This window comes from Clostridium sp. J1101437_171009_A5 (assembly GCF_015547905.1).
In the GTDB taxonomy this organism is placed as follows: domain Bacteria; phylum Bacillota; class Clostridia; order Oscillospirales; family Oscillospiraceae; genus Pseudoflavonifractor_A; species Pseudoflavonifractor_A gallinarum.
In genome coordinates this window covers 144483-161871 of record NZ_JADMVY010000004.1, presented here as the reverse complement: position 1 = coordinate 161871, position 17389 = coordinate 144483, and the positions used below count along the sequence as shown (strand labels likewise).

General features: G+C 61.7%; 22 protein-coding genes. 9 read left to right on the top strand and 13 right to left on the bottom strand.

Features of this window, described 5'->3' with window-relative positions:
- Window positions 1-11: 11 nt before the first annotated feature.
- The 8 genes from I2C21_RS07860 to I2C21_RS07830 form a co-directional block, all read right to left on the bottom strand.
- Window positions 12-215: a hypothetical protein gene (locus tag I2C21_RS07860; protein WP_195278934.1), complete on the bottom strand. Its 204-nt coding sequence runs from the start codon at window positions 213-215 to the stop codon at window positions 12-14.
- Complete coding sequence (locus tag I2C21_RS07855) at window positions 202-363, bottom strand: hypothetical protein (protein ID WP_193536049.1); 162 nt, start codon at window positions 361-363, stop codon at window positions 202-204. The genes I2C21_RS07860 and I2C21_RS07855 overlap by 14 nt, the downstream gene beginning before the upstream one ends.
- Entirely contained in the window at window positions 345-1682 is a 1338-nt protein-coding gene (locus tag I2C21_RS07850) for a replicative DNA helicase (RefSeq protein WP_195278933.1), read from the bottom strand. The genes I2C21_RS07855 and I2C21_RS07850 overlap by 19 nt, the downstream gene beginning before the upstream one ends.
- A complete protein-coding gene (locus I2C21_RS07845) occupies window positions 1672-2463 on the bottom strand; it encodes a helix-turn-helix domain-containing protein (protein ID WP_195278932.1) in 792 nt (263 codons plus the stop codon). Before I2C21_RS07845 ends, I2C21_RS07850 begins: the two co-directional genes overlap by 11 nt.
- Window positions 2464-2502: 39 nt before the next feature.
- The gene (locus I2C21_RS07840; RefSeq protein ID WP_101692824.1) at window positions 2503-2817 is read right to left on the bottom strand and encodes a hypothetical protein; all 315 of its coding nucleotides are present in this window, start codon (window positions 2815-2817) and stop codon (window positions 2503-2505) included.
- A gap of 157 nt (window positions 2818-2974) precedes the next feature.
- Window positions 2975-3157, bottom strand: coding sequence for a hypothetical protein (locus tag I2C21_RS07835; protein ID WP_195278931.1), 183 nt, complete (start codon window positions 3155-3157; stop codon window positions 2975-2977).
- Between the two features lie 5 nt (window positions 3158-3162).
- Window positions 3163-3288 (bottom strand): hypothetical protein, encoded by a 126-nt coding sequence (locus tag I2C21_RS17550; RefSeq protein ID WP_286167230.1) that lies wholly within the window; start codon window positions 3286-3288, stop codon window positions 3163-3165.
- Window positions 3281-3748, bottom strand: a complete 468-nt coding sequence (locus tag I2C21_RS07830) for a helix-turn-helix domain-containing protein (RefSeq protein ID WP_195278930.1) — start codon at window positions 3746-3748, stop codon at window positions 3281-3283. The genes I2C21_RS17550 and I2C21_RS07830 overlap by 8 nt, the downstream gene beginning before the upstream one ends.
- A gap of 130 nt (window positions 3749-3878) precedes the next feature.
- On the opposite strand from I2C21_RS07830, the gene I2C21_RS07825 reads away from it, so the two are divergent.
- The gene (locus tag I2C21_RS07825; RefSeq protein WP_195278929.1) at window positions 3879-4265 is read left to right on the top strand and encodes a hypothetical protein; all 387 of its coding nucleotides are present in this window, start codon (window positions 3879-3881) and stop codon (window positions 4263-4265) included.
- A 47-nt stretch (window positions 4266-4312) separates the two neighbouring features.
- On the opposite strand, the gene I2C21_RS07820 is transcribed toward I2C21_RS07825, so the two are convergent.
- Entirely contained in the window at window positions 4313-4537 is a 225-nt protein-coding gene (locus I2C21_RS07820) for a helix-turn-helix domain-containing protein (protein ID WP_195278928.1), read from the bottom strand.
- Between the two features lie 142 nt (window positions 4538-4679).
- Here I2C21_RS07820 and I2C21_RS07815 point away from each other — a divergent pair, with 142 nt between their 5' ends.
- From I2C21_RS07815 to I2C21_RS17545, 6 genes are all read left to right on the top strand, one after another.
- Window positions 4680-5060 (top strand): helix-turn-helix domain-containing protein, encoded by a 381-nt coding sequence (locus I2C21_RS07815; RefSeq protein WP_195278927.1) that lies wholly within the window; start codon window positions 4680-4682, stop codon window positions 5058-5060.
- Window positions 5053-5484, top strand: coding sequence for an ImmA/IrrE family metallo-endopeptidase (locus I2C21_RS07810; protein ID WP_195278926.1), 432 nt, complete (start codon window positions 5053-5055; stop codon window positions 5482-5484). Before I2C21_RS07815 ends, I2C21_RS07810 begins: the two co-directional genes overlap by 8 nt.
- A gap of 38 nt (window positions 5485-5522) precedes the next feature.
- Window positions 5523-6722, top strand: a complete 1200-nt coding sequence (locus I2C21_RS07805; protein ID WP_195278925.1) for an exonuclease domain-containing protein — start codon at window positions 5523-5525, stop codon at window positions 6720-6722.
- Window positions 6723-6725: 3 nt separating this feature from the next.
- The gene (locus tag I2C21_RS07800) at window positions 6726-7253 is read left to right on the top strand and encodes a hypothetical protein (RefSeq protein ID WP_195278924.1); all 528 of its coding nucleotides are present in this window, start codon (window positions 6726-6728) and stop codon (window positions 7251-7253) included.
- 100 nt (window positions 7254-7353) lie between these two features.
- Window positions 7354-8838 (top strand): recombinase family protein, encoded by a 1485-nt coding sequence (locus I2C21_RS07795; protein ID WP_101692768.1) that lies wholly within the window; start codon window positions 7354-7356, stop codon window positions 8836-8838.
- A gap of 384 nt (window positions 8839-9222) precedes the next feature.
- The gene (locus I2C21_RS17545; RefSeq protein WP_279287847.1) at window positions 9223-9357 is read left to right on the top strand and encodes a hypothetical protein; all 135 of its coding nucleotides are present in this window, start codon (window positions 9223-9225) and stop codon (window positions 9355-9357) included.
- 189 nt (window positions 9358-9546) lie between these two features.
- On the opposite strand, the gene I2C21_RS07790 is transcribed toward I2C21_RS17545, so the two are convergent.
- Window positions 9547-10023 (bottom strand): CYTH domain-containing protein, encoded by a 477-nt coding sequence (locus I2C21_RS07790; RefSeq protein WP_195278923.1) that lies wholly within the window; start codon window positions 10021-10023, stop codon window positions 9547-9549.
- A 146-nt stretch (window positions 10024-10169) separates the two neighbouring features.
- Here I2C21_RS07790 and I2C21_RS07785 point away from each other — a divergent pair, with 146 nt between their 5' ends.
- Together I2C21_RS07785 and I2C21_RS07780 are read left to right on the top strand one after the other, a co-directional pair.
- The gene (locus I2C21_RS07785) at window positions 10170-10925 is read left to right on the top strand and encodes an EFR1 family ferrodoxin (protein WP_195278922.1); all 756 of its coding nucleotides are present in this window, start codon (window positions 10170-10172) and stop codon (window positions 10923-10925) included.
- Window positions 10926-10950: 25 nt separating this feature from the next.
- Complete coding sequence (locus I2C21_RS07780) at window positions 10951-11343, top strand: DUF5655 domain-containing protein (RefSeq protein ID WP_101692763.1); 393 nt, start codon at window positions 10951-10953, stop codon at window positions 11341-11343.
- Window positions 11344-11609: 266 nt separating this feature from the next.
- Here the strand turns inward: I2C21_RS07780 and cls are convergent, their stop codons facing one another.
- The 3 genes from cls to I2C21_RS07765 form a co-directional block, all read right to left on the bottom strand.
- A complete protein-coding gene (gene cls / locus I2C21_RS07775) occupies window positions 11610-13142 on the bottom strand; it encodes a cardiolipin synthase (RefSeq protein WP_195278991.1) in 1533 nt (510 codons plus the stop codon).
- A complete protein-coding gene (locus tag I2C21_RS07770) occupies window positions 13142-16678 on the bottom strand; it encodes a DNA polymerase III subunit alpha (RefSeq protein WP_195278921.1) in 3537 nt (1178 codons plus the stop codon). Before I2C21_RS07770 ends, cls begins: the two co-directional genes overlap by 1 nt.
- Window positions 16679-17097: 419 nt before the next feature.
- On the bottom strand, window positions 17098-17379 hold the full coding sequence (locus I2C21_RS07765) for a hypothetical protein (protein ID WP_193538019.1): 282 nt from the start codon (window positions 17377-17379) through the stop codon (window positions 17098-17100).
- Window positions 17380-17389 lie beyond the last annotated feature (10 nt).

Genomic DNA, 17389 nt, shown 5'->3' with positions numbered 1-17389 from the left:
GCATCGTCCTTTCATCGATATTCGTCGAACTTGAAGCTCTCCCGGATAGTGGCCCAGTCCACACTGGCCTCCACCGTGAAGTACCGGTGGGCCTCGTTGATGTACACGATCCGCCCGGTCACCGTCCGGGGGATACAGGGCATGGGACCCTTGGTCTTCCCTACCTCGCCCGTGAAGGCGTGGGGGGTGAAGCGGTATTTCTCACCGAGGTGCATGATCTCTCTCCTCTCTCAGGGCGGCCAGGGCCTGACGCAGGGCGGCCGCCACCTCCTCGTGTTCGCCCCGGCGGTCCGGGTCGGCCAGGGCCATGGCCTCGTGGCGGAGGATCTCCGCCTCCAGAAGCGTCAGTTCCCTGCTGCACATTCCGCCCTCCATGCCCGTCTCGGGTCGTTGCTCACCGGGTTGATCTTGCTCAGGGCCAGACAGGCCGCCATCTCGCACTTCCCGGTGCTGCCGTGGCGGTTCTTGGCCACGATGACCTCCAGGGGAGAGGGATCGAAGCCGCTGGGCTTCTTCTCGGCGTAGTAGTCCTCCCGGTAGAGGAAGATCACCCCGTCCGCGTCCTGCTCGATGGCCCCCGTGTCCCGCAGGTGGGCGAGCTGGGGGACCTTGTCGCTCTGCCCCTCGGTCTGGCGGTTGAGCTGGCAGAGGACCAGCACCGGGATGCGCAGGGTCCGGGCCAGGGTCTTGAGGGCGCCGGAGATCTCGGTCATGTACTCGATGCGGTTCTTGCGCTGGGCCCCCTGTCCGGGGGTGATCTTGCCGATGTAGTCCACCACCAGGAGCTTGACCCCCTTGACCTTCCGGGCCAGGAGGGCGATGTCGTCCACCGTCACCGCGGGGCGCTGGCTGATATGCACCGGCAGTCGGCTGAGCTTGGAGCTGGCCTCGGCCAGTCTCCGCCCCTCCGGCTCGGTGAGCTTGTCCATCAGGAGACGGTGGCCCGGGATGCCGGAGAGGCGGCTCAGGCGCTTGGCCATGAGCTGCTCCTCGTCCATCTCAAGAGAAACAAATACCACAGGCCCGGTCCGCTCGGCCACCCGGTCGGCGATGTTGAGGGCCACGGTGGTCTTGCCCATGCCGGGACGGGCGGCCAGAATGTACATGCCGCTGGAGAGCATCCCGCCCCCCAGCAGGATGTCGATGTCCCGGAATCCGGTTGGCACAAAGCTTCTCGCCTTGCCCTCCTCCACCTGCTGGCGGTGCTCATAGAAGGCCAGGAGCGCATCATTGGGTGTCAGCAAGTCTCCGGTCACCCCCTCGGTCTGGAGGTCCTCAATGCGCCGCCCGGCGTCGGCCAGAAGGGCGGCCGTCTCGTCGTGCTCGTCCACCCGGTGCTGAAGCTCTTCGCCCAGGCTCCGGATGGCTCGGCGCACCGACTGCTCCCGCACCTGCCGGGCATAGACCTCCACGTTGGCGGCGGTGGGCGTGATCTCCAGGAGCTGCATCATGTACTCGCTGCTCACGTCCGCGTGCTGGCTGCGGACCTCCTCCAGGATGGTCACCAGATCCACCGGCTTGTCCTCCCGGGCCAGTTTGACCGCCGCCCGGTAGATCTGCTGGTCCGACTCCAGGGCGAAGTCCTCCGCCCGGAGCAGCTCCCCCACCACCGGCAGGCACCGGCCATCCAGCAGGATGGAACCGATCACGGCCTGCTCGGCCTCCACGCCGTTAGTCATCATAGACCACCACCTCCTCCCCGTCGATCACGGCCATGTGGTACTTGCGCGGCTGTGGAGCCTCCGGCTGGGCGGTGTCCGGCGCGCGCTCCTCGTCCTCCCACCGGCGGCCGTTGAGCCAGGTGGAGGCGTAGGGGATGCCCACTCCCTGCTGCCAGTCCGCCCGTTTCTTCTGGCGGACCAGCGCGGCGGCCATGGTGTCGATCAGGCTGTCCTCTGCCCGGAGCTTGTCCCAGGCCCGGATGGCCGCCTGTTTGTTCTCCCCTCTCGGGTAGAACTCCCAGAACTTCGCGAATCGCTCTGGTTTCCAGTCCGGTTCCGGTTTGTAGGTCCGCCCTTTTCGCTTCCCCGGCTCGCCGTCCCCCCGCTGGGGGACTATGGGGGTATTTGTTTTCTCTTTCTTTTGTTTATCTTTCTTTTGTAGTGTCGGATTTCCCGTCGACGGGTTACCCGTTGACGGAAAACCCGGCAACGGCAGCACGCTCTCCTCCCGCAGGACATAGGCATTGCCGCCGAACTTGCCCCGCTCCCCGTGGAGCTGCTCCCGGGTCAGGTATCCGGCCGCCTCCAGTTCCTTCAGGGCGGAGCGGATCGCGTCCCGCCCCACCCCGCAGTAGGAGGCCAGGCCGGACACGCTGTACCGCCAGTCCTCCGGCAGGGAGGAGATCACCGCGAACAGCCCCTTGGTCTTGAGGGAGAGCCGCGGGTCCCGCAGCACCCCGTTGGTCAGCACCGTAAAGCCGCCCTTGCGCTCGAAGCGGAAGTTCATCTGAGATCCCGCCACACTCGCCACCCCCTTGTCTGATGTAAAAATCGGCCCGTGTTACCAGATACCCATGTCGATCATGACCTGGGTGGCCACGGCCTTGATGCGTGCCCGGTTGGCAGCCCGCTCTTCCTCGCTGACCTCCACGTCGCTGTGGGGCGTATAGCACAGCGTGGTGCCGTACTTCTCCCCGGCGTCCATGGTGGCCGACTCGTCCACCAGCACCCGCCGGCCTCCCATGTCCGTGAGCCAGTGCAGGCCCTTCCGTCGGGTCATGACGGTGTCCACGTGGTTCTTCCCAAAGGTCTCGGGGATGATCTTGGTGGTGACCACCAGCTCCTCCAGAGGCTCAATATCCAGCTTCAAATCCATGAAAACACCTCCTCATCTCTCTGTATGCGAGGGACAGAATGTCCTATGCCGCCGGAGAACGCACTTGCGCTCCGGCACACGGTGTGATATAGTGTGATTGCAATATTTCCCTGTTCCGTCTTCAGGTCTGGTCCACCTGGGGGCGGTTTTTTTTGCGCTACCAGCCCTCCAGAATCGCCAGAAGCTCGTCGATCTGCCCGGCATAGCCCAGATAGATCTCCTCCGCGCGATGCTCTCCCCTTCTGGCGGCCAGACGGGCCGTATTTTCGTACTCCAAGCGAGACCTCATCAGCCCGATCCGGATCTCACAAACCTGCTCCATTGTCAGGTCGATTGTCACGTCACTCACCTCCAGCTCAAAAATCCACCGACCGCAAGGATCAGTGCAGCGGCCAGGCTCCCGGCTGGGCCCACGCTGTCGGCGGCCAGGGCCACAGCCAGCAGGCCAAAGAACGCGATCCCGTCATGCACCGCCGCTCACCTCCACAGGAATGCAGCCCCCCGGTATTTCCAGGACGCTCTGCACGATATCCCGCAACTCTGCCACGATCGCCATGAACTCAGGCCGCTCTTCGTCGTCGATGACATTGTCTTCGGCAATCTCCATCAGGCGCTCCAGCGAGTGCTGCTGGGTGAAGCGGCCCACGCGGTTGTAGATCCGCACGGCGGCCTCGATCAGGCTGCGTTCCTCCAGCGGGGGCACGATGCGGCCGTAGAGGGCGTTGGTCTCCCGCAGGTGCTGATAGGCCAGGTGCTGGGCATTGTAGAGTATGACCATCAGCTCCACCACGTCGTTGGGCGGGAGGCGCTGGCCTGTCTCATAGGCCCGGACGGACTCCACGCTGATGCCCAGCCGCTCGGCGGCTGCTTCCTGGGTGAGACCGGCCGCATGACGGCTGGTTTTGTAGATATTCCGGTTATCTCCCGGCATGGTAAAACCTCCTTCTTAGGTATATCATTGGTCTATAGAGCCTCCCAGCAGACCATGTGCTTGCCTCCTGGCCGACTTTCTTGCGGCTCTACGTTGGGCATGGTATACTTCTGGAAAAGGAGGTATTTCCATGCTTCGATCCCAACGCGATTATGAAAAGGCTTTGCGTGCCATGTTGCTACGGGTACAGCGTGCGGATTCCTTGGATGATGTGCAGCCTCACCAGATGAACCTAGAGGATGCTGAAATCCTGATGGACTGTGTCAAACTAGGTTATCTGCACGGAAGAGCTGAGAACAAGGGTGCCGAACTACGCACGATGGACGGGAAAGCCCATCCTGTGCTGCTCAACACCATAATTACTCCCAAAGGGTTGGCATTTTTGAGGCCAAAGCATACCGACATAAAAGCTACTGCGGCCATAGTCATCTCCATCCTGGCGTTACTGGTCTCTATCCTGTCAGACCTAGATAGAATCATAGAAAACTGTCGTTTAATACTAAATTTAGCAGGATAGCGAGGGTAGGCAGAATAATAACCGTTGTTTTGAGTCAGCCTTGCTTGTCACCGACCACATTGCTCACTCCCCTCCCCGCCCAGCGGGGCGCGCCCGTAGAGGGCGTCGATGGAACAACAGAGGGCGTCCGCAAGCTCCGGCAGCTTATCACCTCGTGGATATACTCCACTGGTTTCCCACTTTGCGACCGTGCTTCGGTCAACTTGAAGTGTTCTCGCAAGCGTGTCCTGAGAAAGTCCTGCTGCTTCTCTCAATCGTTTGATCGTCTCCACATCCTCACCTCCATCGTGTGAAGTATCTTCACACGATGGATTATAGGTGATGTTTCTTCACTTGTCAATAGTTTTTTGTGAAAAATCTTCACATTGCTTGAAGTGTGAAATAATTTCACATATAATCACACTGGGTGAGCATATGAGAAATTTAAAAGAATATCGCACTCGCATGGGAAAAACGCAGAAGGATGTTGCGGCCTATCTAGGGATTGAGCGTAGTACATACGCTAAATACGAGAACGGCTCCAGCGAACCCACGTTTGAAACGCTTAGACGGTTATCGGAGTATTTCGGAGCATCTGTGGATGAAATGATGGGCATTGCCAGAGATGAAAAAGAACCCGCCCCTACCACTCCTTCAAATGAGCGCAAACTTGACGAGAGGCAAATCATGGCGGCCTTCTGGGGCGGAGACCAGGATCTCACCGAAGAGGACAAGAAAGCCATGTGGGCCGACGTCAAAAATTTTGCCGCGTTTGTGGCGCAGCAGAAAAAACAGGAGAAGCAGCGGAATGACTGATCTCATTGGTCTTTATGATTATGCCAAGCAGCGTGCTGTTGGCGTCTATTGGTTTACCATGGACTGTGCGGAGTCGCTGTCCTTCATGGATTCCGATGGGGACTGCTACATTGCCATGGACCCCTGGCACCTTGGGACTCTGGCCGAAGAAAAGACCAAGCTGGCCCACGAGCTGGGGCACTGCGAGACCGGCAGCTTTTACAACGAGTACGCCGCTCTGGATGTCCGGCAGAAGCATGAGAACCGTGCCAACCGCTGGGCATGCAAAAAGCTCATCCCGGAGGATGAGCTGAAGAAGGCCGTTCAAAAGGGGTATCAAGAACCCTGGCAGCTGGCCGAATATTTTGATGTCACAGAAGAATTGATCCGCAAAGCAATCTGCTGGTATAAGTACGGCAACATGGCCGTGGATCAGTACCAATAAAAAATGTGTCCAAGTCGGACACCGGAAGGGGGCACGCCATGTTGGACCTGTTCAAGCGGCTGTTCTGCCAGAAACAATCAAATCCCCTGAGTCAAAATATCTCAATATCTTCTGCCTCTTCTTCTGATGCAGAAGATAGCCCAGAAGCGGTCAATGTCAAGCAAGTCGAAAAAATAACAGATATTTTGAATCAGGAGCTGGACGTTAATTTGGAACGAATATACAGTCGGCAATGGGAGTTTGATTTTCCGAATGGTTGCCCCGATAATTTGGACCAAGAAGATATAGAACCCGATGAGTCCCCAGCACCAACTACACGGTTGAGCCAGGTGCCTTCCTATGTCGTACTGGATTTTGAGACAACTGGCCTATCGCCCGAATGTGACTGTATCATTGAAATTGGTGCCATAAAATATATCGATGGGCAAGAGTTTGGGGTTATGAATACTTTTGTGAATCCCCAATGTCCTATTCCAGCTAAAATTACCAGATTGACCGGAATTACCGATGACGATGTATCCGGCGCCCCCACTGTCCAGAATGCAATTGAAAAGCTATACCAGTTCATTGATGGCCTTCCAATTGTCGCTCACAATGCAAGGTTTGACCTCAGTTTTCTGGACGCAGCTTATCATGCCATAGGTTTGGAGTCAAAGCTCGAATATATTGACACGCTGGAGCTTGCCCGTCACGCTTTCCCATCTGCTCCAAATCACAAGCTATCTACATTGATTCGTTTCCTGTCTATTGATGACAGTCAAGATCATCGCGCCCTGTCAGACGTGCGCCAAACACATGCCTTATTTTGCAAATGTATAGCATCCTCGAAAAAGACAATCACCCCGAAATGTTTTCATGGGAGCACCCAATCCAGAGTGGCTTCCAACGAGTATCATCGTTATCCTAAGTTTTCACCAAAAGATGTTATTTGCACCTGCGACTCGTTAGATAAATCGCATCCGTTGTATCAGAAACGTATAGTCTTTACTGGTCAACTCTCCATATCACGCCAAGATGCTGCACAAATGGCCGCTGACGTAGGGGCCATCATCACAGGCGCTGTATCCAGAAAAACAGACTATCTGGTTGTTGGCACCCAAGATCTAGCGATAGTCGGAAAGAACGGGGTCAGTTCCAAAGAAAAAAAGGTTCGTGAGCTGAATCAACTCGGTGCGACACACATAAAGATTATCCGCGAACGCGAGTTCATCGACTTAGTTCACGCTGTGGAGGTTTAAATTTTGGAAGGACAGATTTCTCTGACCGATACTCCCGAGACAGAAACACGGGAGTCATCTTGGCTGGAGCGCACTATGCCGGCCATGCGTACTGCTGTTGAGGACCACGGAGGCCCGTCAGACATGCTTATCCAGAGCGCCACAAAATCATATACTGCCGTGTTGTTTTGCAACTTCACAGTGTTTCGGCTTCGACTGCGAGGGAAGCAGCACAGCATCTCTATTCCCACTCTATTCTCTGACCTGATCCCGGAGGGTGTCATCCAAAAGCAGGTAAGCTCCGAGCCGAAGTACATCCGTCTTATGATTGACGATCAACACCCGCTCGATTTCTACACGTCGTTTCTCTGCCAGATTTCAGGTGCTACGGTGGACCGTTATCCGAAAGAATGGGATTGCTGTTCCAGATATTTAGAGTGCAGCAATGCCAGAACGTGCGTTCACCCCGATAAGGCTTTCGCTATGCAATGCGGATATCGTAAGATTTTAAGCAGTGGACGTGTGTTCTTCGGCGAAAATCGAAATGTGTAATTGCTGCTTATCTCAAAAAAAGAGCCGGGGCCACGGCCCCGGTCTCTTCAAACGCCAAGAATCGAACATTTGTATTAAAATCCCCCAGGAGGTGACCAAAATGGACGCGGCGGAATATCTGCGGAAATCCCGTATGGAGGAGGGCATGGACACGGCGGAGGTGCTCTCCAAGCACCGGAAGGCCCTGGCCGAGTTCGCCGCCTCCCACGGCATCCACATCATCGCCACCTATGAGGAGGTGGTCAGCGGCGAGAGCCTCTATGCCCGGCCGGAGATGCTGCGCCTGCTGGAGGACGTGGAGGAGGGCCGCTACGACGCGGTGCTGGTCATGGATCTGGACCGGCTCTCCCGCGGCCGGATGAAGGACCAGGGCATCATCCTGGACGCCTTCCGGGACTCGGGCACCCTCATCGTCACGCCCGAAAAGACCTACGATCTCTCCGACGATCTGGACGACGAGATGGCGGAGTTCAAGACCTTCATGTCCCGCCGGGAGTACAAGATCATCAACAAGCGCCTGCGCCGGGGCCTGAAGCAGAGCATCCACGACGGCTGCTACGTAGCCAACGCCCCCTACGGCTACCGGAAGGTGCTGGTGGACCGGCGTCCCACCCTGGAGATTTACGAGCCGGAGGCCCGCTTTGTCCGCATGATGTACCAGCTCTACACCCAGGGCTATGGCTGCGTCTCCATCGCCCGGCACGTCAACTCCCTGGGGGCCAAGCCCCACCGCTCGGAGGAGTTCACCCGCAACAGCGTGGCCCACATCCTCCGCAATCCCACCTTTGTGGGGAAGGTGGTCTGGAACCAGAAGTCCCACATCCGCAAGGGGGCCAAAGGAAACCCCAAGCACGTCACCATCTATAATCCCCGGGAGAAGTGGACCATCGTGGACGGCCTCCACCCCGCCATCGTGAGTCAGGAGCTGTACGACCAGGTGCAGGCCATCATGGACGGGCGCTATATTCCCTCCAAGAACGACGGCACGGTCCGCAGCTCGCTGGCCGGGCTGGTGAAGTGCGCCAACTGCGGGCAGAACATGCAGCGGATGGTCATGAAGGGGCAGGCCTACCTGCTCTGTATGAAAAAGGGATGCTGCTCCAGCACGAAGTTCGAGCTGGTGGAGCAGCGGGTGCTCTCCTATCTGGAGGAGGCCCTGGTGAAGCTGGAGCTGGAACAGCAGAGCGGCGCGGCCCGGGATACCTCGGTCCTGGACAGTGCCCTGGAGGCGCTGAAAAAGGAGCTGGCGGCGGCACAGCGGCAGAAGAGCCGCCTCTATGAGCTGCTGGAGCTGGAGGAGTACGACCTGCCCACCTTCCGGGAGCGGATGTCCGCCGTAAAGGAGAAGATCGCCGGCCTGGAGCGCCGCCAGCGGGAGACCGAGCACGCCATCCGGGACGCCCAGCTGGCCGACCCGGCCGCCCTGGCCACCAAGATCCGCGCTGTGCTGGACGCCTACGCCGCCGCCGATCCGGCCGGCCGCAACGCCATGCTGAAGAGCGTCATCAGCACCATCACCTATCAAAAAGAGAAGAAGTCCAGACAGAGCGCCTTCCAGCTCCTCTTCACGCTGAGCCCTTACTAGATCTACTCCCGGGGCGGTCTGCTCAGAGTATTTAAGACGCTATATCTTCCTCTTTGCACGAATCAAAGATCTTTCGGGTGTCAATGCAGACGGCTTCCCGGATGCAGGTGTTTTCCTGCACAGGGCCGGGGGTTACTTTCTCAGGCATTGCAATACCTCCTAATGCGTGTTCGGAATTGCTTCCATGCCATTCTATGAGGGGGCGGGAGAATGGTGCGCCCCGCCCCGGCCCCCGGGACATGAAAAAGCGGCAGGGGTTGAGGCCTCATGCCCTCTCCCTGCCGCTTACTTCCAATACTGGCCCGGTTCTGTGTCCATGTCCTTCACCATCTTTCGAAACGGTTGATTTGGTACATAAAAACAAAAACCACACCAAAGTCTGGTGTGGAACAAACCCTGACGGAATCCGGTTTTTTAGCGATCGCTGCGAATGACCTTCTCATCGCCGCCAAAAATCATATCGTCAATATCGGTCCCACGATTCTTCTCATACAACATAGTATCACCTCCCTCGTTTGATCTGTACTCAGTATACTCTATTTTATGTAAATTTACAACCCCTGTTTCTTACGATTCCGTGAAGAAATCAAGAACATTTTGTAAATTACCCGTAAAAATCAAGGTTCTATCCTTGTTTATCCCATTTATTCCCTTTTTCAGGGTGAAGGGGGGGGGGCGGCCCGGGATACCCCGGCCACCCCTTTGTTTTTACCCTCTGGTACGGGCCCAGTAGGCCGCCATGCTCTCCTGCCCCTCCTGGGTGACCTCCCGGAGCAGCCAGGGCTGCCATTCCCCGGGGTCCCAGGCCAGGGCCGCCTCCTCGGTGGGGAACTCCACCTCGGCGTAGAAGTAGCCCTCGGGGGTGCCCGCGTCCACCTGGTTCCACTCCAGGGTATACCCCTCCGGCAGGGAGTAGCGCCGCTGCTCCTTTTGGATAAAGGGCTTGTCGATGAAGGCGGCCACCGCCCGGAACTGCGCCTCCTCCACGGGGAACTCCACCTCCATCCGGCTCAGGCCGCTCCCCCGCTTCAGGCAGAGCAGAAAGCGCTCCTCTCCGCCCGCCCGGCGCTCGCTGCGCACCCGGACGGCGGGGCGGGTGGTCACATACCCCTGCTCCATGTGCCAGACCTCGTCGGGCTCTCTCTCCGGCCAGCCACGGGCCAGCCAGCGGCGTTCGATCTCCATATCCGCTTCCTCCTGTCTCCCCCGCCCGGCGGGGGCCTTGGTAGTATCAGGATACCCCATTTTCCCCTCAAACGCAACGGCCCGCCCTTTGAAAAAACGGTCCCCCGTGGTATGATAGAGTTCCAAATGTGAAAGCGAGGGATTCCATGATTCTTTCTTTTTCCGGAACCGGCAACAGCCGCTACTGCGCCCAGATGCTCGCCCACCGGCTGGGGGACGCGTATGTGGACGCGGCCTACTACCTGCGCCAGGGGAGCCCGGCCCGCCTGCACTCCGAGTCCCCCTGGGTCTTCGTGGCCCCCACGTACAGCTGGCAGCTGCCCCGGGTCTTTCGGGACTTCCTCCGCAGCAGCTCCTTCTCCGGCTGCCGGGAGGCCTATTTCGTCATGACCTGCGGCGCGGAGATCGGGGACGCCCACCGGGCCAACCGCTCCCTGTGCGGGGAGCTGGGACTCGCCTGCCGGGGCACCCTGCCGGTGGTCATGCCGGACAACTACCTGGTCCTCTTCCCCGCGCCGGAGGAGGGGGAGAGCAAGCGCCTCCTGGCCGCCGTCCGGCCCACGCTGGAGCAGGCGGCCGCGCGCATCCAGGCCGGGGAGGACTTCCCGCCCCCCGCCGCGGGCCTGCCCGACCGCCTCAAGTCCGGCCCGGTCAACCGGCTCTTCTACCGCTTTTTCGTAAAAGCCAAGCCCTTCACGGTCTCCTCCGCCTGCATCTCCTGCGGCAAATGCGCCCAGGACTGCCCCCTGGGGAACATCCACCTGGAGGGCGGCCGCCCCGTCTGGGGGAAGGACTGCACCCACTGCATGGCCTGTCTCTGCGGCTGCCCCGCGGCGGCCATCGAGTACGGCAAGGCCACCCGGGGCAAGGCCCGCTACCAGTGTCCCCCCTACCAGCCCTGAGCCCCGCTCTGGAAAGGAGTACGCGATGGAATGTTCCCCCTACTATGAGAGCGACGTGCTGGCCTATTTTGACGGCCATGCCGAAGAGCGGGCCCTGTACGAGGCCTTCTTCCGCCGCCTGTGCGCCCAGTTCCCCGCCTGCTCGGTCAAGGTGCAGAAGAGCCAGATCAGCTTCTACAACCGCCATCTCTTCGCCGCCGCCTCCCTGCCGGTCCGGCGGAAGAAGGACTGGCCCAAGACCTGCATCCTGGTGACCTTCGGGCTCTCCCACCGGCTGGACTCCCCCCGCGTGGCCGTGGCGGTGGAGCCCTATCCCAACCGCTGGACCCACCACGTGGTGGTCTCCTCGCCCCAGCAGCTGGACGACACCCTCTTCGCCTGGATCGAGGAGGCCTATCAGTTCGCTGAGAGTAAATAGATAAAAGCCCCGCCCCTTCTCCTGTTCGGGAGAGAGGGCGGGGCTTACTTTTGCAGACTTCCGCCGGTGTAATTTCTGGAATTTGGGAAACAAAAGCCTCGCAGAGTTCCGCCGTCCGCAGACGGCGGAAGAGGATCAAATCGTGTTTTCCGGCGGCGTGTACGTCGGAAAACACTCTGCTCAGGCCGCAAGTGTGCGAGCGTCAGCGAGTGCGCGCGGCGGCCTGCATCCCCCTCGAAAAAATGCTCGCATTTTTGAGAATGTCCCTACATGAGGGGCGCCAAAATCCGCAGCACCGCGCGGAAGAGCCGCCGCACGCCCGAGTGGGCCCGGCAGCGCTGGAGGGTGATCCGCTCGCTCTGCGCCTGGGTGCGGAGGAAGTCCTCCTTGATGTCCCGCAGGCAGGGCGCGCCGCACAGCCACACGCCGTCCTCGAAGTGGAGGAACATGCTGCGGTAGTCCATGTTGACCGTCCCCACCGTGCCGAACTGGTCGTCCACCACGAAGTTCTTCCCGTGCATGAAGCCGGGGGTGTACTCGAAGATCTGCACCCCCGCCTCCAGCAGGGACTCGTAGTGGGCCCGGGTCACCTCGAAGATGACCTTCTTGTCGGGGATGTGGGGGGTGATGATGCGCACGTCCACCCCCGCCTTGGCCGCGTTGCACAGGGCGGTGTTGACGCTGTTGCTGACGATGAGGTAGGGGGTGGTCAGGTAGATATACTTCTTGGCCTTGTTGATGAGGTTGAGGTAGACGGTCTCCCCCACCGGCTCCCCGTCCAGGGGGCTGTCGGTGTAGGGCTGGACGAAGTAGTCCCCGCAGTGGGCGCACTCGGGCGGCAGGGAGGCCGGGCGGAAATCCTCCATGCACTCCTCCCCCCGCATGTAGTCCCACATGGTGAGGAACATCACCGTCATGCTCCACACCGCCTCCCCCCGCAGGAGGATGGCGGTGTCCTTCCAGTGGCCGTACTTGACCGCCCGGTTGATATACTCGTCGGCCAGGTTGATCCCGCCGGTAAAGCCCGTGTGGCCGTCGATGATGCACAGCTTCCGGTGGTCCCGGTTGTTCAGGCGCAGGGAGAGGACGGGGATGAAGCGGTTGAACACGCAGCACCGGATGCCCTTGGCCTCCAGCTGGGCGGCGTAGTCCTTGGGCAGGGTGAAGAGGCTGCCGATGTCGTCGTAGATGACCCGCACGTCCAGGCCCTCCCGCACCTTCTCCTCCAGCACCTCCAGAATGGAGTCCCAGAAGACCCCCCGCTCGATGATGAAGTACTCCACGAAGATATACCGCTTGGCGCGGCGCAGCTCCTCCAGCATCCGGGGGAAGGCGTCGTCCCCCAGGGGGAAGTAGGTGGCCTCGGTGTGATTGTAGGCCGGGGCGTGGGCGTACTGCTCCAGATAGCGGGCCTGGTTCACCGCGTCGGCCCCAAAGCCGGAGAGCTCCTCGGCCTTGCAGTCCCGCTCCAGGGCGGAGGCCATCTGCCGGTCCATGCCCTGCATCTTTCTCTGCTGCCGGGGGGAGAGCCGGTTGCCGCCCAGGAGGAGGTAGATCAGTCCCCCGAAGACCGGGAAGAGCAGAATGGGGATGAGCCAGGCGATCTTATAGCCCGGGTCGCTCTTGTTCCCCACGATCCACAGCACCGCCGCCACGGAGAGGGCGATGCAGAACCAGTAGAAATAGACAAAGTACGCGGAAAAGCGCCCCATCATGGCCAGCAGCAGGGCCAGCTGCACCAGCAGCAGCAGCGCCGTCATGGTCAGCCGGTGGAAGAGGATGGAAGCCAGTTTCTTCATCATAGGAACGCCTCCCCGCCCGGCAGGGGCGTCAGCACCTCAGGCTTGCCCGACTGGACCACCACGTTCTCCTCCCCCAGCAGGCCCCGCAGCTCCTCCAGGAGCAGGGGGTGGATCTGGCAGGGGTAGGCCGGGGTCCACTGTCCCTCCGCGGCGAACTTGGCCCGCAAAGGCTCGCTCCCCGGGAACATGAGGAGAACCCGCAGGATGTGCCGCCAGCGGGGGTCCTCCCGGGCGGGCAGGCGGAGGTAGAGCTTGCGCACCTTCCCCGCCTCGGGCTCGGCCGGGGCGGAGGGGCCGCTCTCGGGCGCGCCCTGGAGTGGACGCAGGCTGTCGCACATGAGCTGAGGGGGCTTTTCATCCCGCACCGAGATGCGCCCCTCGGCCACCACCGGGGTGTTCTCCTTCAGGCAGGCGCTGCACTCCCCCAGCACCCGGGAGAAGATGAGCACCTCCAGCGCGCCGGTGTCGTCCTCCAGGGTGGCGTAGGCCATGAGGCTGTTGCTCCGGGTGGTCCGGGTCTTGGAGGCCGTCACCACGCCGGCGATGGTCACCTTCTGGCCGTCGGCGTAGCGCTCCGGCCCGCCCTCCCGGGCGAAGTCGGCGGTGATGGAGCCGATGGGCACGGCCCGGCAGGCCCGGGCGGCCGTCCGGTACTCGTCCATGGGGTGGCCGGTCAGGTAGAGGCCGGTGGTCTCCTTCTCCATGGTCATGCGCTCCTGCCGGCTGAACTCCGGGATGTCCCGCAATACCAGCTGGGGGGCGGTCTCCATGGCGTCCCCCCCGCCGCCGAAGAGGTCGAACTGTCCGGCCAGGTTTTTCCGCTTGTTCTGGGCGATGGTGTCCACCAGCTGCTCGTAGGCGTCCAGCAGCTGGGAGCGGCGCACACCCATGGAGTCGAAGGCCCCGCAGCGGATCAGGTTCTCCAGCACCCGCTTGTTGAGGTCGTGGTCAAAGAGCCGCAGGCAGAAGTCGGGGAAGTCCCGGAAGGGCCCCTTCTCCCGCTCGGCCAGCACATCCCGCACGAAGCCCCAGCCCACCCCCTTCACGGCGGCCAGGCCGAAGCGCAGGTTCTCCCCGGACACGGTGAAGGAGGCCCCCGACTCGTTGATGTCGGGGGGCAGCAGGGAGATCGAGCAGTCCTTGCACTCGGCGATATACTCGGCCACCTTCTCGCTGGAATCCAGCACCGAGGTGAGGAGGGCGGCCATATACTCCCGGGTGCGGTGGCGCTTGAACCAGGCGGTCTGGTAGGCCACCACCGCGTAGCTCACCGCGTGGGCCTTGTTGAAGGCGTAGTTGGCGAAATCGTAGATCTCGTCGTACACGTCCTGGCCCACCTGCTCCGGGATGCCCCGGGCGATGCAACCGTCGATCCCCCGGTCGGGGTCGCCGTAGATGAAGGCCTTGCGCTCCCGCTCGATCTGGTCCTTCTTCTTCTTGGAGATGGCCCGGCGCACCATGTCGGCCTGTCCCAGGGAGTAGCCCGCCATGTCCTGGAAGATGCGGATGACCTGCTCCTGGTAGACGATGCACCCGTAGGTCACCTCCAGGATGGGCCGGAGGGAGGGGTGCTTGTAGGTGATCTTCTCCGGGTTCTGCTTGCAGGCGATGAACTGGGGGATGGATTCCATGGGGCCGGGGCGGTAGAGGGCGATGATGGCGGTGATGTCCTCGATGTTCTGGGGCTTGAGGCTCACGCACACGCCGGTCATGCCGGCCGACTCCATCTGGAAGACGCCCGAGGTCTTGCCCTCGGAGAGCATCTGGAAGACGGCCGGGTCGTGGTCGGGCAGGTTTTCCAGGGAAAAGTCCGGCTCCCGGGCCTGGACCAGCTTCACCGCGTCGTCCAGCACCGTCAGGTTGCGCAGGCCCAGAAAGTCCATCTTGAGCAGGCCCAGCTCCTCCAGGGTGGTCATGGTGTACTGAGTGACCACCGATTCGTCGTTTTTCGCCAGGGGCACGTACTCGTGGACCGGGCGGCGGGTGATGACCACCCCCGCGGCGTGGGTGGAGGCATGGCGGGGCATGCCCTCGATGGCCTTGGCCGTGTCGATGAGGCGGCGGATGGTCCCGTCCCCCTCGTAGGCCTCCCGCAGGGGCTTGGAGAGCCGGATGGACTCGTCCAGGGTGATGTGGAGGGCACCGGGGCCGCTGGGCACCTGCTTGGCCACCGCGTCCACCTCGGCGTAGGGGATGTTGAGGGCCCGGCCCACGTCCCGGATGGCCCCCTTGGCGGCCATGGTGCCGAAGGTGACGATCTGGGCCACGTGGTCGGGGCCGTACTTGCGCTGGACGTACTCGATGACCTCCTGCCGCCGGCGGATGCAGAAGTCCACGTCGATGTCGGGCATGGTCACCCGCTCCGGGTTGAGGAAGCGCTCGAAGTACAGGTCGTAGCGCATGGGATCGATCTCGGTGATGCGCAGGCAGTAGGCCACCATGGACCCGGCCGCCGAGCCGCGGCCCGGTCCCACGGGGATCTGGTGGCTCTTGGCGTAGTGGATGAAGTCGGAGACGATGAGGAAGTACTCCACAAAGCCCATCTGGCGGATGACCCCCATCTCGTACTCCAGCCGCTCCCGGTAGGTGGGGGGCGCGTCGGGGTAGCGCCGGGCAAAGCCCTCGTCACAGAGCTTCTGGAAATAGGCGTCCCCGTCGGTGTATCCCTCCGGGAGCTTGAACTCGGGCAGGTGGTACTTGCCAAACTCGAACTCCACCTGGCACCGCTCGGCGATGCGGGCCGTATTGGCCACGGCCTCGGGGTACTCGGGGAAGAGGGTAGCCATCTCCTCCTCCGACTTGATATAGAATTCCCGGGTCTCAAAGCGCATCCGGGAGGGGTCGTCCACCGTCTTGCCCATCTGGATGGCCATGAGGGTGTCCTGCATGGCCGAGTCCTCCCGGGTCAGGTAGTGGGCGTCGTTGGTGAGCACCAGGGGGATGCCGGTCTCCCGGTGGAGGCGGAAGATGCCCTCGGCGGCCTCCCGCTGGGCGGGGATGCCGTGGTCCTGGATCTCCAGGTAGTAGTTCCCCTCCCCGAAGATCTCCTGCATCTCCAGGGCGTGGGCCTTGGCCCCCTCGTAGTTGCTCCCCAGGAGGAGCCGGGGCACCGCCCCCGCCAGACAGGCCGAGAGAGCGATGAGCCCCTCGGAGTGCTCCCGCAGCAGGTCCATGTCCACTCTGGGCTTGATATAAAAGCCCTCCAAAAAGGCCTGGGAGACCAGATAGCTCAGATTCCGGTAGCCCACCTCGTTTTGGCACAGGAGCACCAGGTGGCGGGCGGCCGAGTCCAGCTCGTGGACCTTGTCAAAGCGGGTGCGGGGGGCCACGTAGACCTCACACCCGATGATGGGCTTGATCCCCGCCGCCTTGCAGGCCTTGTAGAAGTCGATCACGCCGTACATCACGCCGTGGTCGGTGATGGCCACCGCGCTCTGCCCCAGGTCCTTCACCCGCTGCACCAGCCCTCCGATGCGGCACGCGCCGTCCAGAAGGCTATACTCCGTATGGACATGTAAATGGACAAAGGACATGGGTCTCCTCCTTTTGATCGGATCTGTATGCGTGTGGGGGCAAATGGGCGGTCCGGAGGCCCGCCCCTACGGTCTGTTGTCGGGGGCGGCGTCCCCGACGCCCCGCGGGAAACGGACGGTTGTCGGGGCAAACGGGCGGTCCGGAGGCCCGCCCCTACGGTCTCTTGTAGGGGGCGGCGTCCCCGACGCCCCGCGGGAAACGGGCGGTTGTCGGGGCAAATGGGCGGTCCGGAGGCCCGCCCCTACGGTCTCTTGTAGGGGGCGGCGTCCCCGACGCCCCGCGGGAAACGGGCGGTTGTCGGGGCAAATGGGCGGTCCGGAGGCCCGCCCCTACGGTCTCTTGTAGGGGGCGGCGTCCCCGACGCCCCGCGGGAAACGGGCGGTTGTCGAGGCAGGCGGGCGGTCCGGAGGCCCCTTTCTTATTTCGGCTTCACGATGCTGCCGCAGTTGGGGCAGCGGTACTGCTCCGTCTGTCCGGGCAGCTGGTCGGTGGGGGTGCGCAGGGTGGCCCGGCACAGGGGGCAGGTCTTCCGCCGCACGCCGCCCTGGATGCCGAAGGCCAGGCACAGCACGCCCGCCACATAGCAGACCAGGGCGACGGCCTGGGCCGGCAGGGCGGTCTGGCTCACCGCGCCCAGCAGCAGCAGGACGATCCCCCCTGCCAGCACCGCCATCTGGCGGCCGGATGGTGTTCTCTGCATGGGTGTTCCT

What these genes read in the sequence shown, in the direction of transcription:
- I2C21_RS07860 (WP_195278934.1), bottom strand. Translation starts at nt 215, where the DNA reads ATGCACCTCGGTGAGAAATACCGCTTCACCCCCCACGCCTTCACGGGC.
- I2C21_RS07855 (WP_193536049.1), bottom strand. Translation starts at nt 363, where the DNA reads ATGTGCAGCAGGGAACTGACGCTTCTGGAGGCGGAGATCCTCCGCCAC.
- I2C21_RS07850 (WP_195278933.1), bottom strand. Translation starts at nt 1,682, where the DNA reads ATGATGACTAACGGCGTGGAGGCCGAGCAGGCCGTGATCGGTTCCATC.
- I2C21_RS07840 (WP_101692824.1), bottom strand. Translation starts at nt 2,817, where the DNA reads ATGGATTTGAAGCTGGATATTGAGCCTCTGGAGGAGCTGGTGGTCACC.
- I2C21_RS07830 (WP_195278930.1), bottom strand. Translation starts at nt 3,748, where the DNA reads ATGCCGGGAGATAACCGGAATATCTACAAAACCAGCCGTCATGCGGCC.
- I2C21_RS07825 (WP_195278929.1), top strand. Translation starts at nt 3,879, where the DNA reads ATGCTTCGATCCCAACGCGATTATGAAAAGGCTTTGCGTGCCATGTTG.
- I2C21_RS07815 (WP_195278927.1), top strand. Translation starts at nt 4,680, where the DNA reads ATGAGAAATTTAAAAGAATATCGCACTCGCATGGGAAAAACGCAGAAG.
- I2C21_RS07810 (WP_195278926.1), top strand. Translation starts at nt 5,053, where the DNA reads ATGACTGATCTCATTGGTCTTTATGATTATGCCAAGCAGCGTGCTGTT.
- I2C21_RS07805 (WP_195278925.1), top strand. Translation starts at nt 5,523, where the DNA reads ATGTTGGACCTGTTCAAGCGGCTGTTCTGCCAGAAACAATCAAATCCC.
- I2C21_RS07795 (WP_101692768.1), top strand. Translation starts at nt 7,354, where the DNA reads ATGGACGCGGCGGAATATCTGCGGAAATCCCGTATGGAGGAGGGCATG.
- I2C21_RS07790 (WP_195278923.1), bottom strand. Translation starts at nt 10,023, where the DNA reads ATGGAGATCGAACGCCGCTGGCTGGCCCGTGGCTGGCCGGAGAGAGAG.
- I2C21_RS07785 (WP_195278922.1), top strand. Translation starts at nt 10,170, where the DNA reads ATGATTCTTTCTTTTTCCGGAACCGGCAACAGCCGCTACTGCGCCCAG.
- I2C21_RS07780 (WP_101692763.1), top strand. Translation starts at nt 10,951, where the DNA reads ATGGAATGTTCCCCCTACTATGAGAGCGACGTGCTGGCCTATTTTGAC.
- cls (WP_195278991.1), bottom strand. Translation starts at nt 13,142, where the DNA reads ATGAAGAAACTGGCTTCCATCCTCTTCCACCGGCTGACCATGACGGCG.
- I2C21_RS07770 (WP_195278921.1), bottom strand. Translation starts at nt 16,678, where the DNA reads ATGTCCTTTGTCCATTTACATGTCCATACGGAGTATAGCCTTCTGGAC.
- I2C21_RS07765 (WP_193538019.1), bottom strand. Translation starts at nt 17,379, where the DNA reads ATGCAGAGAACACCATCCGGCCGCCAGATGGCGGTGCTGGCAGGGGGG.